The sequence below is a fragment of the Streptomyces paradoxus genome, assembly GCF_014202475.1.
Taxonomy (GTDB): domain Bacteria; phylum Actinomycetota; class Actinomycetes; order Streptomycetales; family Streptomycetaceae; genus Streptomyces; species Streptomyces paradoxus.
Genome location: NZ_JACHGV010000002.1, coordinates 973,479 through 988,753, shown reverse-complemented (window position 1 = coordinate 988,753; position 15,275 = coordinate 973,479). Strand labels below are relative to the sequence as shown.

Sequence of the window (15,275 nt, the reverse complement as noted above, 5' to 3'; positions counted from 1 at the left end):
CTTCCTAGCGGCGGGGCCTTTGTCATGCGTGGCGTGTACTCGACCGTTCCGTCAGTCGTGGTGGCAGGAGGGTCGTTTCCGGTACGGGGACGCCGTGCCGTTTCTGGAACAGGAGTTCCACCGCGCGGGTGCCCGGTTCGTCGGGCGGGAGGGACACGGACGTGACCGGGACGCTCGGCGTCTGTGCCAGGTCGTCGGGGCAGAGGGCCGTGACGGAGAGGACGGCGGGGACGTGCCGGCCGAGGTGCTCGAAGGCGGCGATCAGGGGCGCCGGCAGGGGTTCGTTGTGGATCACCACGGCGGTGAGGGCGGGGTGCTCGCGGAGCAGCCGCTCGGCGAGCCGCTGGGCCGCGGCGGGGTCCGGGTCACCCGGTTGGACGGACGTGGTAGGGCCGTGCCGGGCGGCGGTCGTCACCACCGACACCGCCAGCCGCATCACCACCGGGACGTGCACGCCGGGGCGGAGCGGTGCCGCCAGGGCCAGGACGTTCGGCCTGCCGGCCGGGGTGCCCGTGCGGGCGCGGAATCCCAGCTCGCGGGCGGCCTCCTCGACGCGCCGCCGGGTCGCGTCGGAGATCGGGCGCTTGCCGCTCAGCGCGTAGGAGACGGTGCTGGGGGAGCCCCCGGCCCGGCGTGCCACGTCCGTGATCTTGACCATCAGCCGAGCTCCAGCGTGACACGCCCCGTGCCGGGCGGGGCCTGGACCTCGCGGCCGCCGGCCGCCAGGCTCCAGGCGGCCTCCGGGGTGCCGCACGTCGCCCGCAGGGTGTTCCCCTCGCGGACGACCGTGAAGGTCACGTCCCCGACCGGCACCGTCACCCCGTCGCCGGGCCGCAGGCCGTACGCCCGCAGCGTCACCCCGTCGGCGTGGTCGTAGTCCGGGCGGTCGTCCCGCGCGCCGACCGGGATCACCGCGCCGGGCCGCACCAGCAGCGGCGCGCTCAGGAAGCCGTGGCGCTCGCGCACCCAGCGCGGGCCGGTCACCGTCTCGCCGGTCAGGAAGTGGGTCCAGGTGCCCTCGGGCACGTAGTACGTGGCGTCCCCCTCGTCGCTGAACACCGGCGCGACCAGCAGGTCCGGGCCGAGCATGTACTGCCGTTCCAGGTGTGCGCACCCCGGGTCGTCCGGGAACTCCAGCACCATGGCCCGCATCACGGGCAGGCCCTCGGCGTGGGCCGCGCGGGCCGTCTCGTACAGGTAGGGCATGAGGCGGAGCTTCAGCCGGGTGAAGTGCCGGGCCACGCCGACCGACTCCTCGTCGAACTGCCAGGGGACGCGGTAGGAGTCGCTGCCGTGCAGGCGGCTGTGCGAGGAGAGCAGGCCGAAGGCCAGCCAGCGCTTGAACAGCGCCGGGGTGGGAGTGCCCTCGAAGCCGCCGATGTCATGGCTCCAGAAGCCGAAGCCCGACAGGCCGAGGGACAGGCCGCCGCGCAGCGACTCCGCCATCGACTCGTACGTCGCCTCGCAGTCGCCGCCCCAGTGCACGGGGAACTGCTGGCTCCCCGTCGTGGCCGACCGTGCGAAGAGGACGGCCTCCTGCTCGCCGCGGTGCTTGCGCAGCACCTCGAAGACCGTGCGGTTGTACAGGTACGTGTAGTAGTTGTGCATCCGCTCCGGGTCCGAGCCGTCGGACCAGACCACGTCGAGCGGCACCCGTTCGCCGAAGTCGGTCTTGAAGCAGTCGACGCCCTGCGCGAGCAGCGCCTCCAGCTTGGCGGCGTACCAGTCGCGGGCAGCCGGGGAGGTGAAGTCGACCAGGGCCATGCCCGGCTGCCACATGTCCCACTGCCAGACGCTGCCGTCCCGCCGCCTCAGCAGATGCCCGAGTGCCCTGCCCTCGGCGAACAGCGGGGAGCGCTGAGCGATGTACGGATTGATCCAGACGGAGACGCGCAGGTCACGGTCCTTCAGCCGGGCCAGCATGCCTTCCGGGTCGGGGAAGACGCGGGGATCCCACCGGAAGTCGCACCAGTTGTGCTCGCGCATCCAGAAGCAGTCGAAGTGGAAGACGGACAGCGGCAGTTCGCGCTCCCGCATGCCGTCGATGAAGGACGTCACCGTCTCCTCGTCGTACGAGGTGGTGAAGGACGTCGACAGCCACAGGCCGAACGACCAGGCGGGCGGCAGCGCCGGGCGGCCGGTCAGCGCCGTGTACCTGCGAAGGATCTCCTTCGGGGTGGGGCCGTGGATGACGTAGTACGTCAGCTCCTGCGTCTCCGCGCTGAACTGCACCCGGGAGACCACCTCCGAGGCGACCTCGAAGGACACCCGGCCCGGGTGGTCGACGAAGACGCCGTAGCCCGCATCCGTGAGGTAGAACGGCACGTTCTTGTAGGCCTGTTCGCTGCACGTGCCGCCGTCGGCCTGCCAGATGTCGACGACCTGCCCGTTCTTCACCAGCGGGCCGAAGCGCTCACCGAGGCCGTAGACGGACGTGCCGACGTTCAGGACCAGCTGCTCGCGCAGGTGGTGGGCGCCCGAGGCGTCCCGCATGATGCCCGCGTTCTTGTGGCCGCTGCTGGTGAGCGTCCGGCCGTGCGCGCGGAACTCGACGTGCCACGGTCCGCCGCGGGCCAGCCGGACCGACAGGTCACCGGAGGTCAGGGTCGCGTGCTCGTCGTCGTACGAGATCTCCGCGGTGGTGTCCGACGCGGTGAGCTCGAACTCGGGGCCGCGCGGCTCACCGCCGGTGAAGTGCGTCAGGGTCAGGCCGATGACGCCGGGCATGGGGGTGTGCGCCCTGACCGTGAGGACCGGGCCGGTCATCAGGTCGCCGCGTGAGCGGACGGGCCGGGTCGGCGCGTGGATCTCCAGGGCGCCGTCCGCCTCGGTCACGTCGAGGACCTGGGCCGGGTGGGCCGCGGTGACGCCCTCGCGCAGGAGCCAGTAGCCGTCGGTGAACTTCATGTGGGGGTCCCTACTCTCCCGGCGCATGACGTCGAAGCGCTTCGACGATCGAACGTAAGCGGGGGGCTTCAGGGCGTCAATGGGGCGTGGGGATAACGGTGAAGCGATTCGAAGCGAGGGGCAGGGACAACGCCAGGGCCGCGGCCGCCGCCGTCACCGGGATCACGTAGCCCGCCGTCGGCGAGAGGTGCTCCACGGTCCAGCCGCCGATCGCGCTGCCGCAGGCGATGCCGCCGAGCAGTCCGGTCACCGCGAGGGTCATGCCCTCGTTCAGCCGGCCTTCGGGGGTGCGCTCCTGGACCAGGGTCATGGTGGTGACCATCGTCGGGGCCGTCGCCATCCCGGCGATCAGCAGCGCGGCCGCCAGGGCGAGGAGCGAACCGGTGAGGGTCGCGGCCAGCAGCGGCAGGGCCAGCAGCGCGGCCATCGCCGCCAAGCACCAGGGCAGCCGCGCCGCGGCCGGACCGGCGGGCTTCACGGCGCCGTACAACAGGCCCGCCCCGCAGGAACCCGCGGCCTGGAGGGCGAGCACGACACCGGCCGCCGACTGCCGCCCCTGTGCGTCGGCGAACGCCAGCGTGACGACCTCCGTCGCGCCGAAGACGGCGCCCATCGCCAGGCAGACCGCGAGCAGCGGGGGGATGCCGGGGGCGCGCAGCGGCGCCTTGCCGGGTATGTGCGCGCGGACCGGGGGCTCCGTCGCACGCCGGGTCGTGAACAGGACCATGCCGGCCAGCAACAGCACCGCGCCCACCAGGGTGCCCGCCTCGGGGAAGAGCGTCCCGCACAGGAAGGCCGCGAGCACCGGGCCCAGCATGAAACACAGTTCGTCCGCCGCCTGCTCGAAGGAGTTGGCGGTGTGCAGCGCCTTCGCGTCGCCGGCCAGCAGATGCGCCCAGCGGGCCCGGGACATGCCCCCGGTATTGGGGGTGGTGGCGGTGGCGGCGTAGGAGGCGAACAGGGTCCAGTCGGGGGCGTCGTGGCGCACGCACAGCAGCAGGGAGAGGGAGCCGAGGACGGCGATCACCGTGGCGGGCAGGGCCACCCGGGCCTGGCCCTGCCGGTCGACGAGCCGGGCGATCCACGGAGCGACCAGGGCGGCCGCCGCGAGCCCCGTGGCCGTGACGGCACCAGCGAGGGCGTACGAGCCCCGGCTCCCGGCGATCATCACGACCGCGCTGACGCTGAACATGCCCATCGGCAGCCGGGCGATGAGGTTCCCGGCGGTGAACGCGCGGGCGCCCGGCAGGCGGAACAGGCGACGGTACGGGGAGAGTTGCGGCATGCGTCCACCGTCGCCCGGGGACGATCAAGCGGTCCAACACCTGTTTCGTGCGCAGTCACGCACCTGGGTTGTGAATCCATGACGGGCGGGCCGGAGAGGCGTGGCGGGAAACGTTCGCTCTCTGTTCTTCATACATGGATATGGAGATTCCTGATGCTCCTCATGACGCATGGAAAAGATGCTCATCCGGGAAATTCGTTCACTCGTTTGCCGCGCATCCGCCGAAGTGGGCCGACGGTTAGTCGGTACATGACCGAGGCGACCAGGAAAGACGGCTGGGCGGTAACGCTCGGCCCGTACACCTACATTCCCGCTCCAGCGCACTCGTCGGCGACCGTCAACGGGACGCTCACCAAGGGGGGTTGCCCGGTCGCACTGCAGGTGACCGAGCCGGTTCTGCGCGATTTCATCGACCGCATGAGCGCCCTGGAAAAGGATCTCGCCCGACGGTGGATCAGTGCCACGGATTGGCCCGCTTTCGCGCTTGCGGAATAGTCGGGTCACGCCATGTACGACAAAGTAGAGGGCACCGGCCGGCACCGGGCTCCGGCCCGGGACTTCATCACTCCGCTCACACCTCCGGACCCGACGTGGGACCCCGCCGAGGAGCTGGCGTTCATCCTGGAGGAGGCCCTCGGGGAGCAGGCGGCGAGGGTTCCCGCCCCCCGGGACGAGGACCCGGTCACCGCCGCGGATCCGGCACCGGCCGCCGCGCCGGACACCCATATGCGGCGGCTCCAGGACATCACCGAGGAACTGCCGCCCGTACGGGAGGTCCCCCGGCGGCACCGCAAGGTCCGGGCCCGCAAAGCCCCGGGCGTCCTCCGCGCCACCAGCTTCCTCATCGCCGCCCTGGCGGCCGTCATCGCCTCCGCGGTGAGCCTCCTGAGCGGCATCGTCACCTACGACCCCCTGCGGCTGGTCGCCGTGTCCCCGGCGGCGAGGGGCCTGCGCACCTGGTGGCCGCTGCTGGTGTACGGGCCCTGGCTGGTGGGCTCCTTGTCCGTCCTGCGGGCCGCGCTGCACCAGCGCCGTGCCGTGCACTCCTGGTGCGTGGTCCTGGTCTTCTCCTGCATCGCCGTGCTGCTGTGCGTCGTCCAGGCGCCGCGGACGATCCTCGGCACCGCCGCGGCCGCCCTGCCCGGCCTCGCCGCCCTGGCCTGCTTCCAGCAGGTCGTCCGCCAGATCACCCTGACCAGGCCGCCGATGCGCTCGGTACCCCGGCACCGGATGGGACAGGCTCCGCCGGCCGCGGGCGCGGAGGGACAGAAGAACGCGGAGGGCCTGAGGGACCCCGACGCTCGACGGGGCGGGGCCGGGACGCCCCCGCAGGACATCAGTCCCTGAGCCCGGGAGGGCCGCGGACCCCCGCGGCCGGCCGCTGTAGGTTCACCGCATGTCCGTGCACCTCGATCCCCGCCTGCTGCGTGGCTTCGTCGCCGTCGCCGAGGAGTTGCACTTCACGCGCGCCGCGGTGCGGTTGCACGTGGCTCAGCAGGCGCTCAGCCGGGACGTGCGGAGGCTGGAGCGGGAGCTGGGCGCCGAGTTGTTCGTGCGGACCACCCGGCAGGTGACGCTCACCCCCGACGGGGAGCGGCTGCTGCCGTACGCCCGCCGGGTGCTCCAGGCGCAGGACGAACTGCTCGCCGCCTTCGGCCAGGCCCGGCCGTTGCTGGTCGACCTCAACTCCCCGGGCCTGGTCACACCGCGCCGGGTGCTGCACGAGGCACGCGAACTCGCCCCCCGCCACGAGTTGATGGCCCGCTACGAGAGCGGCCTGACGGGAGCCGCCGGAGAACTGCTCGCCGGCCGGCTGGACGCGTCGTTCGGGCGGTTCGCCGGGCTGGACCCGGCGCTGCGGTCCGGGCTCGACCACCAGCCCGTGCGGCTGGAGCCGATGGCGGTCGTGCTGCCGGACGATCACCGGCTGGCCTCGTGGGACACCGTGCCGCTCGCCGAACTGGCCGGCGAGAGCGTCTACGCGGGCGCCGGCAATCCGCGCACACCGGAGTGGACGCGACTCGCACGGCTGCTGTTCGAGGGCAGGGGCATCGAAATAGCGCCACCCGCACCACTGGCCGTCGGGGAAGAGGAGTTCCAGCGGCTCATGGCCAGAACGCGCAACCCCGTCCTGGCCGTCGTGGAGTTCCCGGCGCTCCCGTCGATGGTGGTGCGGCCCCTGGTCGACCCCGTTCCGCTGTCCCCCGTCTCGCTGGTGTGGCGCAAGGGCCTGACCCACCCCGCGTTCGACGCGCTGCGCCGGGCGGCGGCCCGGCTGGCTGCGGAAACGGGCTGGTTGCGCAGGCCCGCGGGTGCCTGGTTGCCGGCCGGAGACGATGTCCTCATGGCGTCTCACGGTTGACACGATTCGACACGGCGCCCACACAGAACCTGCGCGTGCGCTACATTCGACGCCTGAGCACGGTGTGGTACGAGGGGGCGCTCGGACGGGTGGGGGCCCGATCCGACGGCGGGTGCTCAGGTCGGCAAGCGCACCTGAACCATCCCGTGGGGGGAAGTGCGTGCGCGTGAAACAGTGGCGAGAAGACGCCCAACCCGAGTGGCCCGAGGCCGCTACGGCTACCGGAGAAGTCCCGTCGGACAGCGGAGCCCGGGACGGGAGAGCCACTCAGGTCTTCCCCGACCGTGACGTCCGGACGACCGGCCACCGCCTGCCCGCCGGGACGGAGATACTGCGCGGCATTCCCCGCCAGAGCGAGGGCGAGGCCGACTCGCTCGCCCCGCAGCCGGGGAACCGGACCGCTGTCCGCGACCCCTGGCAGGAGCAGGAGGAAGCCGGAGCCGAACCGTCGGCGGACACCCCCGACACCGACGGCCAGACCCACGATCCGCACGAGGTCACCGTCCAGCTCGACGCCGTGCAGCTCGGGGAAGGCTTCCTGCGCCAGGTCAAGGAGGGCCCGGGCGCCGAGGCCGCGGCCGACCGGCCCGTCTTCGTCGACGAGTCCGGCCGCCGCAGCCGCCGCTACCGCCGGATCGGCATGGCCGTCGCCCTGGCCTGCGGGGCCTACGCCGTCGTCATCGCCGCCACGCTGATGTCGGGCAACTCCAACGCGCCCTGGCTGCCCGTGCCGACCAAGGAGGACAACCCGCCGGCCGGGCAGGTCGACACCCCGTCGCTGCCCGCCGAGTCGGCACCGACCACCGGCACCGGCGCCACCGCGCCGGGCAGCACGCCGGCGACCGGCCAGGCCACGGCACCCGCGCCCGGCCCCAGCGCAGCCGCACCCGATGCCACCGCCGGCACCGGCCCTTCCGGCACGTCCGCCAAGCCCTCGCCGAATGCGACCCGAACCGTCCCGGCACCGGGCGGCAAGGCCACCGCCCCGGCTCCCACCAAACCGGCGGACCCGCCGAGCACGCCGGCCACCGACCCGACCCCGACGGCGGAGCCCACGGCCACGCCCACCGAGACGACGGGCACCGGCGGCGACGGCGGCACGGTCGCCGAGGGCCCGGCCGAACCGCAGCCCGTCGCCGAAGGCCCGGCCGAGCCTCAGCCCGTCGCGGAGACGCCCGTCGCGGCTTAGCCCCGTCCGCGAAAGCGGCGCCCACCGCTCCGGGCGCCGCTGCACCGTCCTTCCGGCCGGGCGCCTGTGCGGCACCGGTCCGAGCCGGCCGGTTCGGTCCGAGCCGGCCTGGGCCCGAGCTCTCCGGAGGGGAGCGGGTCCAGCTCGCGATCACCCGCTCCGGCGACCTGCCCCGCTCCCGAAGCGGAAACGGGACCACAAGACATCGCGGAGTGCGCCCGACCACACCGTCCGCCCGCCTCCGTCCCCGCACCACCCCATCCCGCACCACCCGGAGTACCACCACCCATGGCATCCCGTACCCGCCGTTTCGGACCCGCGTCGCGAGCCCGTGGCAGCTTCAGGCGCCGGCGCCTGCCCATGCGTCTGCTGCTGCCCCTGCTCGTACTCGTCGCACTCGGCGCGATGCTCATGCTGCGCGGCTACGTGCACAGCGAGATCCTCGCCGACCACCGCGTCGGCCCGCCCGCGGCGAACGACCGCGTCCCGAAGGACATCCTGAAGGGCGGGCCCGTCATCGACACCCGCAACGGGAAGTCCACCGCTCTGGAACTCCCGGACGGCGAACTGGTCCTGACCTTCGACGACGGCCCCGACCCGATGTGGACGCCCAAGGTCCTCGACGTCCTGAAGAAGCACGACGCCCGGGCCGTCTTCTTCATCACCGGCACCATGGCCTCCCGCCACCCCGACCTCGTCCAGCGCATGGTCGACGAGGGCCACGAGATCGGCCTGCACACCTTCAACCATCCGGACCTGTCGCTGCAGACCAAGAGCCGCGTCGACTGGGAGCTGTCCCAGAACCAGCTCGCGCTGGCCGGGGCCGCCGGTATCCGCACCTCGCTGTTCCGCCCGCCCTACTCGTCGTTCGCCCACAACATGGACAACAACACGTGGCCGGTCACCGAGTACATCGGCAGCAAGGGCTACATCACCATCGTCAACAACACCGACAGCGAGGACTGGCGACGGCCCGGGGTCCAGAAGATCATCAGCAACGCCACGCCGCGGGGCGGCAAGGGCGCCATCGTGCTGATGCACGACTCCGGTGGTGACCGTTCCCAGACCGTGGCCGCGCTCGACACCTACATCTCGGGGCTGCAGGACAAGGGCTACCGCTTCCACACCCTCACCGGCGCCCTGGACGCGCCGAGCGCCCACACCCGCGTCGCCGGGCTGGAGTCGCTGAAGGGCGAGGCGTGGGTCTTCCTGGTGCAGGCGTCCGAGAAGGTGACCGGAGTCCTCGTCGCCGGCCTCGCCGTCGTCGGTGTGCTGGTCTTCGGGCGTCTCGGGCTGATGCTGATCCTCTCCGTGGCGCACGCCCGACGGGTCCGGCGCCGCGATTTCCGCTGGGGCGAACCCGTCACGGAACCGGTGTCCGTCCTCGTGCCCGCCTACAACGAGGCCAAGTGCATCGAGCAGACGGTCCGCTCGCTGGTCGCCAGCGACCACCCCATCGAGGTGCTGGTCATCGACGACGGCTCCAGCGACGGCACCGCCCGCATCGTCGAGAACCTGGGCCTGCCCGGCGTACGCGTCGTCCGCCAGCTCAACGCCGGCAAGCCCGCCGCCCTCAACCGGGGCATCGCCAACGCCAAGTACGACCTGATCGTGATGATGGACGGCGACACCGTCTTCGAGCCGACCACCGTCCGCGAACTCGTCCAGCCCTTCGGCGACCCGCGCGTCGGCGCCGTCGCGGGCAACGCCAAGGTCGGCAACCGTGACTCGCTCATCGGCGCGTGGCAGCACATCGAGTACGTGATGGGCTTCAACCTCGACCGCCGCATGTACGACGTGCTGCGCTGCATGCCCACCATCCCCGGCGCGGTCGGCGCGTTCCGGCGCAGCGCACTGGAACGCGTCGGCGGCATGAGCGACGACACGCTCGCCGAGGACACCGACATCACCATGGCCATGCACCGCGACGGCTGGCACGTGGTGTACGCCGAGAAGGCCGTGGCCTGGACCGAGGCCCCGGAGTCCGTCCAGCAGCTGTGGTCCCAGCGCTACCGCTGGTCGTACGGCACCATGCAGGCCATCTGGAAGCACCGCCGGTCCGTCTTCGAACGGGGGCCCTCGGGCCGCTTCGGCCGGGTGGGCATGCCGCTGGTGTCGATGTTCATGGTCGTGGCGCCGCTGCTGGCCCCGCTGATCGACGTGTTCCTGCTGTACGGGCTGGTGTTCGGCCCCACCGAGAAGACCATCGGCGCCTGGCTGGGCGTCCTCGCGGTGCAGGGCGTGTGCGCGGCCTACGCGTTCCACCTGGACAAGGAACGCATGACCCACCTGATCTCCCTCCCGCTCCAGCAGCTCCTCTACCGCCAGCTCATGTACGTCGTGCTGCTCCAGTCCTGGATCACCGCCCTCACCGGCGGCCGGCTGCGCTGGCAGAAGCTGCGGCGCACGGGCGCGGTGGGCCTGCCCGGGGGCGGCACAGCCGCGCCCCAGGCGATGGACGGGAGGCCGGTCGGATGACCACGGCCCCTGTCACCGAGGCTCCCCGGCAGGAGTCGGCCGCCGGCCGGAAGCCCGGCCGCGACCGGTACTTCGACCTGCTGCGCGCCCTCGCCCTCTTCCGCGTGGTCCTCTACCACCTCACGGGCTGGGCCTGGCTGCCGCTGCTGTTCCCGTCCATGGGCGTGATGTTCGCGCTCGCCGGGAGCCTCATGACCCGCTCGCTGAACCGCCCGGCCCTGCAGGTGATCCGCGGCCGGATGCGCCGGCTGCTGCCCCCGCTGTGGCTGCTGGGCGTCGTCGGCGTCACCGGCATGGTCCTCCAGGGCTGGGGCCCCGACGCGGACGGGCACCCCGGCTGGTGGCTGCTCCACCTCACCTTCTGGATCGTCCCGCTCAGCGACCCGCCGTACGCGGAGGGCCTGCCCGGCATCCACGGCTTCATCGGCGAGAACTGGGCCGCCGACCTCGCGGGCCCGCTCTGGTACATCCGCGCCTACCTCTGGTTCGTCCTGCTGTCCCCGGTGCTGCTGAAGGCCCTGCGCGCCCTGCCGGCCCTCACGATCCTCGCGCCCATCGCCCTGGCCGTCGCCTTCGAGCAGGAGTGGCTCGCACTGCCCGGCGAGCGGATCCCCTCGGCGCTCACGGACTTCTCCACCTTCGGCGCCTGCTGGATCCTCGGCATGGCCCACCAGGAGGGCATCCTGCGGCGGCTGCCGCGCTACATCGTGCCGTCCGTCGCACCCGTCATCGCCCTGGCCGGTCTCTGGTACGCCCTGCACCACGACTTCGGCACCGGCAACGACCTGGACAGCATGCCGCTGGCCCAGGCCCTGTGGTCGTTCGGCACGGTGTTCCTGCTGCTGCACCTCAGCCCGTCCTGGACGGAGTGGCCGCGCCGGCTGCGCCCCTTCGCGGGGACGATCACCCTGCTCAACTCCCGTGCCGTGACCATCTACCTGTGGCACAACACCTGCATCCTGATCGCCGCGACCCTGTGGGACCGGCTGTGGGGCTTCCCCCTGCTGGAACAGAACGTCCCCGGGCTGCTGGAGAGTGTGTGGCCGGTGCTGGCCCTGGTCTGGGTACTGATCGGGTGCTGCGTCCTGGTGTTCGGCTGGGCGGAGGATCTGGCGGCCAAGCAGAGGCCACGGTTGTGGCCGACGAAGGAGCCGGGGCTGAGGGCTCGCGGGGGGCGGAGGCGGACGGTACCCGGCAGCTGAGCCGGCCCGCGCGTGTGGAAAACTGCCCGAGTTGCGCTTGTGAACAGGGTGATCCGGGGGAGCGGTGGGATGAGTAAGCGGCAGATGCAGAAGATGCTGCGGCTGATGGCGAGCGGGGAACCGGTCGAACTCACCAGCCCGATGGCGTCCGTGAAGAAGCTCGCCCGGCTGGCCTTCGTCGCCCAGCAGTTCGGCTACGAGTACGCCGACGTCCGCCAGAGCAGCGGCCGCAACGGCGCGCTCACCATGCTGCTCCTGCCCGACCCGAGCCCGCAGGCCCGGGCCCGGGCCGGGCAGAACTGGGCGCGGTACCCCGACGCGGCCGACGGGGTCTCCGTGCCGCCCGTCGTGCCGGACGCCTTCGAACTCCTCAAGGCCCGCATCAACTTCGACCTCACCGGCAAGAACGCCGAGAAGCGCATGGGGTACGGGGCCCTGGGCGTCACCATCGGCTGCGCGATCCTCGGCTTCCGTTTCGGCGGCCAGTCCGATGACTTCGTCGCGGCCGGTGTGGTGTGGGTGCTGCTCATGGCGGTCTTCGGCATCGGCCTCGTGGTGACGCGCAAGCGCAACGCCAAGTTCGCTGCCCGGTTGCAGGCGGCCGGCTTCCTGCCGGTGACGGACGAGAACGGCCGGACGCGGTATCTGCCGCCGGGGGCGCAGCCGCCCGGGCAGGGCAATCCGTTCGCGCCCGGCCCGTACGCGCAGCAGGCCCCCGGCCCGTACGCGCAGCACGCCCCGGGCCCGAATGCCCAGCACGCCCCGGGCCCGTACGCCCAGCACGCCCCGGGCCCGTACGCCCAGCCGACCCCGGGCCCGTATGCCCAGCCGGCACCGGCACCGGCACAGGCGCCGTACGGCGGCCAGCCCGCTCCGGGTCCCTCCCAGGGGCAGCCCGCCCCGGCCCCGTACCCCGGCCTGCCCGCCCCCGGCCCCTACGGGGCGCAGCACCCGGGCCCGTACAACCAGCCCTACCCCCAGCAGCCGCCGCACTGGCAGCCCCCGCAGCGCTGACGCGGAAACCGCCCGGAACCTCTCATCCCGCCCCGGCCCGGGGTGAGAGCAAAGTTCCCTCGCGGACACCCGCGGTGCCACAGGAAGGAAACGCGCCCTCCCTACCTTCGGGGTCAGTCACTCGAAGCACGACCGAGCCCCGGAGCACAGTGGAGGCGTCATGACAGGCCCTGGCACGGCACCCGCACCCCCGAGCAAGGGCGGACGCTGGATCCAGCACTGGGATCCGGAGAACGAGACGTTCTGGAAGGAGACCGGAGAGAAGGTCGCCCGCCGGAACCTCTACTTCTCCGTCCTGTCCGAGCACATCGGATTCTCGATCTGGACCCTGTGGTCCGTGCTGGTGCTCTTCATGGGCCCGGAGTACGGGCTCACCCCGGCCGACAAGTTCATGCTGACCTCGATGGTCACGCTCGTCGGCGCCGTCGTCCGCGTCCCCTACACCTTCGCCGTGGCGATCTTCGGCGGACGGAACTGGACGATCATCTCCGCGGCCCTCCTGCTGATCCCGACCTGCGCCGCGTTCGCCGTGATGGAGCCGGGTACCTCCTTCTCCACGTTCCTGCTCGTGGGCCTGCTGGCCGGTATCGGCGGCGGCAACTTCGCCTCCTCCATGACCAACATCAACGCCTTCTTCCCGCTGCGGAAGAAGGGCTGGGCCCTTGGCCTCAACGCGGGCGGCGGCAACATCGGCGTACCGGTGATCCAGCTGGCCGCGCTCGGGATCATCGGCGCCGGCGGCGGGCCGCGAGTGCTGCTCGGGATGTACATCCCGCTGATCGTCGTAGCCGCCGTCATGGCCGCGCTGTTCATGGACAACCTGGAGAACGTCAAGAACGACACCGGTGCCGCCAAGGACGCCGCGCGGGACGCCCACACGTGGATCATGTCCTTCCTCTACATCGGCACGTTCGGGTCGTTCATCGGCTACAGCTTCGCCTTCGGGCAGGTCCTCCAGAACCAGTTCGGACGCACCCCCCTGGAGGCGGCGTACGTCACCTTCATCGGTCCGCTCCTCGGCTCGCTGATCCGGCCCCTGGGCGGCTGGATGGCCGACAAGTACGGCGGCGCGAAGATCAGCCTGTGGAACTACGTCGCCATGGGTGCAGCCACGGCGGTCCTGATCGGCGCCTCCATGGAGAAGTCGCTGGCGCTGTTCACCGCGGCGTTCGTGGTGCTGTTCGTGCTCAGCGGGCTCGGCAACGGCTCGACGTTCAAGATGATCCCGGGCATCTTCCAGAACAAGGCCCTGGCCAAGGGACTGGAAGGCGAGGAGGCCGCGGCGTACGGGCGGCGGCTCTCCGGGGCCTCCATGGGGCTGATCGGAGCGGTGGGCGCGCTCGGCGGTGTCGGCATCAACCTCGCCTTCCGCCAGTCCTTCCTCTCCTACGGCTCGGGCACCGGGGCGTTCGTCGCCTTCCTCGCCTTCTACGCGGTCTGCTTCGTGGTCACCTGGGCCGTATACCTTCGCCGTACGGCACCCCGGGTACCCGTCACCACGGCGAGCTCGGAGGCGAAGCCGCAGCTCAGTTACGCCGAGGTGTGACGTAACACCAGCGACATCAAGCCGATCCGGGCCTGTCACGAGCCGTTGACAGGCTCGATCGGCATGTAGGTACGCCGTACCCACGAAGTACGACGACTGGATGCGGGACGAGAGCCATGTACGAGGAAGAACAGCGACCGGACCACGGGCCCCTGGCGGGTTTCACCGTGGGTGTGACGGCCGCGCGCCGGGCCGATGAGCTCGGGGTGCTGCTGCAGCGACGCGGTGCCGCCGTCCTGCACGCCCCTGCCCTGCGGATCGTGCCGCTCGCCGACGACAGCGAGCTGCTGGCCGCGACGAAGGAGATCATCGAGCAGGTGCCGGACATCGTCGTGGCCACGACCGCGATCGGCTTCCGGGGCTGGGTCGAGGCCGCCGACGGCTGGGGGCTGGGGGAGGAGCTGCTGGCGCGGCTGGGCGGCGTACGGATCATGGCGCGCGGGCCGAAGGTCAAGGGCGCGGTCCGGGCCGCCGGGCTGACGGAGGAGTGGTCGCCGTCGTCGGAGTCCATGGCGGAGGTGCTGGACCGGCTGCTGGAGGAGGGCGTCGACGGTCTGCGGATCGCCATCCAGCTGCACGGTGAGCCCCTGCCCGGGTTCGTGGAGGCGCTGCGGGAGGGCGGGGCCGAGGTGGTCGGGGTGCCCGTCTACCGCTGGATGCCGCCGGAGGACATCACCCCGGTCGACCGCCTGCTGGACGCGACGGTCGGCCGGGCCCTGGACGCGGTCACCTTCACCAGCGCGCCCGCAGCTGCCTCCCTCCTCTCCCGCGCGGAGGAGCGCGGCCTGCTCGACGAGGTCCTGGCGGCGCTGGCCCACGACGTCCTGCCGGCCTGTGTGGGCCCGGTCACCGCCCTGCCCCTGCAGTCCCGCGGCATCGACACGATCCAGCCGGAGCGCTTCCGGCTCGGCCCCCTGGTGCAGCTCCTCTGCCAGGAACTCCCCGCGCGGGCCCGCTCCTTCCCCGTCGCCGGGCACCGCGTGGAGATCCGGGGCCACGCCGTCCTGGTCGACGGCCATCTCAAACCGGTCCCGCCCGCCGGCATGTCCCTCCTGCGCGCCCTCTCCCGGCGCCCCGGTTGGGTCGTGGCCCGCGCGGACCTCCTGCGTGCCCTCCCCGGCTCCGGCCGCGACGAGCACGCGGTCGAAACGGCCATGGCCCGCCTCCGCACGGCCCTCGGCACCCCGAAGCTGATCCAGACGGTGGTCAAGCGGGGCTACCGCCTGGCCCTGGACCCGAGCGCGGAGACGAAGTACGCGGACGCGTGAGCCCGTCCGGGGGTTGAGCCGGAA

General features: G+C 72.1%; 12 protein-coding genes. 9 read left to right on the top strand and 3 right to left on the bottom strand.

Annotated features, from left to right (window positions below; all coding sequences use genetic code 11):
* Positions 1 to 22: 22 nt before the first annotated feature.
* The 3 genes from HNR57_RS09355 to HNR57_RS09345 all read right to left on the bottom strand — a co-directional run bounded on the left by HNR57_RS09355 (position 23) and on the right by HNR57_RS09345 (position 4,192).
* Positions 23 to 658 carry a substrate-binding domain-containing protein gene (locus HNR57_RS09355; RefSeq protein WP_184558727.1) on the bottom strand — a complete coding sequence of 212 codons (636 nt, stop codon included), beginning with the start codon at positions 656 to 658 and terminating at the stop codon, positions 23 to 25.
* Positions 658 to 2,907, bottom strand: a complete 2,250-nt coding sequence (gene yicI / locus HNR57_RS09350) for an alpha-xylosidase (protein WP_184558725.1) — start codon at positions 2,905 to 2,907, stop codon at positions 658 to 660. Before yicI ends, HNR57_RS09355 begins: the two co-directional genes overlap by 1 nt.
* Positions 2,908 to 2,983: 76 nt before the next feature.
* Positions 2,984 to 4,192, bottom strand: a complete 1,209-nt coding sequence (locus HNR57_RS09345) for an MFS transporter (protein ID WP_184558723.1) — start codon at positions 4,190 to 4,192, stop codon at positions 2,984 to 2,986.
* A 249-nt stretch (positions 4,193 to 4,441) separates the two neighbouring features.
* On the opposite strand from HNR57_RS09345, the gene HNR57_RS09340 reads away from it, so the two are divergent.
* The 9 genes from HNR57_RS09340 to HNR57_RS09300 all read left to right on the top strand — a co-directional run bounded on the left by HNR57_RS09340 (position 4,442) and on the right by HNR57_RS09300 (position 15,251).
* Positions 4,442 to 4,687, top strand: coding sequence for a hypothetical protein (locus tag HNR57_RS09340; RefSeq protein ID WP_062927163.1), 246 nt, complete (start codon positions 4,442 to 4,444; stop codon positions 4,685 to 4,687).
* A gap of 12 nt (positions 4,688 to 4,699) precedes the next feature.
* Positions 4,700 to 5,539 carry a hypothetical protein gene (locus tag HNR57_RS09335; RefSeq protein ID WP_246554329.1) on the top strand — a complete coding sequence of 280 codons (840 nt, stop codon included), beginning with the start codon at positions 4,700 to 4,702 and terminating at the stop codon, positions 5,537 to 5,539.
* Positions 5,540 to 5,588: 49 nt separating this feature from the next.
* Positions 5,589 to 6,554: a LysR family transcriptional regulator gene (locus HNR57_RS09330; RefSeq protein WP_184558721.1), complete on the top strand. Its 966-nt coding sequence runs from the start codon at positions 5,589 to 5,591 to the stop codon at positions 6,552 to 6,554.
* 166 nt (positions 6,555 to 6,720) lie between these two features.
* On the top strand, positions 6,721 to 7,743 hold the full coding sequence (locus HNR57_RS09325; protein ID WP_313673184.1) for a hypothetical protein: 1,023 nt from the start codon (positions 6,721 to 6,723) through the stop codon (positions 7,741 to 7,743).
* Between the two features lie 288 nt (positions 7,744 to 8,031).
* Positions 8,032 to 10,221, top strand: a complete 2,190-nt coding sequence (locus tag HNR57_RS09320; RefSeq protein WP_184558719.1) for a bifunctional polysaccharide deacetylase/glycosyltransferase family 2 protein — start codon at positions 8,032 to 8,034, stop codon at positions 10,219 to 10,221.
* Entirely contained in the window at positions 10,218 to 11,423 is a 1,206-nt protein-coding gene (locus HNR57_RS09315) for an acyltransferase family protein (protein WP_184558717.1), read from the top strand. Before HNR57_RS09320 ends, HNR57_RS09315 begins: the two co-directional genes overlap by 4 nt.
* A 69-nt stretch (positions 11,424 to 11,492) precedes the next feature.
* Positions 11,493 to 12,437 carry a hypothetical protein gene (locus HNR57_RS09310; RefSeq protein ID WP_184558715.1) on the top strand — a complete coding sequence of 315 codons (945 nt, stop codon included), beginning with the start codon at positions 11,493 to 11,495 and terminating at the stop codon, positions 12,435 to 12,437.
* 160 nt (positions 12,438 to 12,597) lie between these two features.
* A complete protein-coding gene (locus HNR57_RS09305; protein ID WP_184558713.1) occupies positions 12,598 to 13,983 on the top strand; it encodes a nitrate/nitrite transporter in 1,386 nt (461 codons plus the stop codon).
* A 116-nt stretch (positions 13,984 to 14,099) separates the two neighbouring features.
* Complete coding sequence (locus HNR57_RS09300; protein ID WP_184558711.1) at positions 14,100 to 15,251, top strand: uroporphyrinogen-III synthase; 1,152 nt, start codon at positions 14,100 to 14,102, stop codon at positions 15,249 to 15,251.
* The last annotated feature ends 24 nt before the right edge of the window (positions 15,252 to 15,275 follow it).

Coding starts and splice junctions, on each gene's coding strand:
- HNR57_RS09355 (WP_184558727.1), bottom strand. CDS start 658: ATGGTCAAGATCACGGACGTGGCACGCCGGGCCGGGGGCTCCCCCAGC.
- yicI (WP_184558725.1), bottom strand. CDS start 2,907: ATGAAGTTCACCGACGGCTACTGGCTCCTGCGCGAGGGCGTCACCGCG.
- HNR57_RS09345 (WP_184558723.1), bottom strand. CDS start 4,192: ATGCCGCAACTCTCCCCGTACCGTCGCCTGTTCCGCCTGCCGGGCGCC.
- HNR57_RS09340 (WP_062927163.1), top strand. CDS start 4,442: ATGACCGAGGCGACCAGGAAAGACGGCTGGGCGGTAACGCTCGGCCCG.
- HNR57_RS09335 (WP_246554329.1), top strand. CDS start 4,700: ATGTACGACAAAGTAGAGGGCACCGGCCGGCACCGGGCTCCGGCCCGG.
- HNR57_RS09330 (WP_184558721.1), top strand. CDS start 5,589: ATGTCCGTGCACCTCGATCCCCGCCTGCTGCGTGGCTTCGTCGCCGTC.
- HNR57_RS09320 (WP_184558719.1), top strand. CDS start 8,032: ATGGCATCCCGTACCCGCCGTTTCGGACCCGCGTCGCGAGCCCGTGGC.
- HNR57_RS09315 (WP_184558717.1), top strand. CDS start 10,218: ATGACCACGGCCCCTGTCACCGAGGCTCCCCGGCAGGAGTCGGCCGCC.
- HNR57_RS09310 (WP_184558715.1), top strand. CDS start 11,493: ATGAGTAAGCGGCAGATGCAGAAGATGCTGCGGCTGATGGCGAGCGGG.
- HNR57_RS09305 (WP_184558713.1), top strand. CDS start 12,598: ATGACAGGCCCTGGCACGGCACCCGCACCCCCGAGCAAGGGCGGACGC.
- HNR57_RS09300 (WP_184558711.1), top strand. CDS start 14,100: ATGTACGAGGAAGAACAGCGACCGGACCACGGGCCCCTGGCGGGTTTC.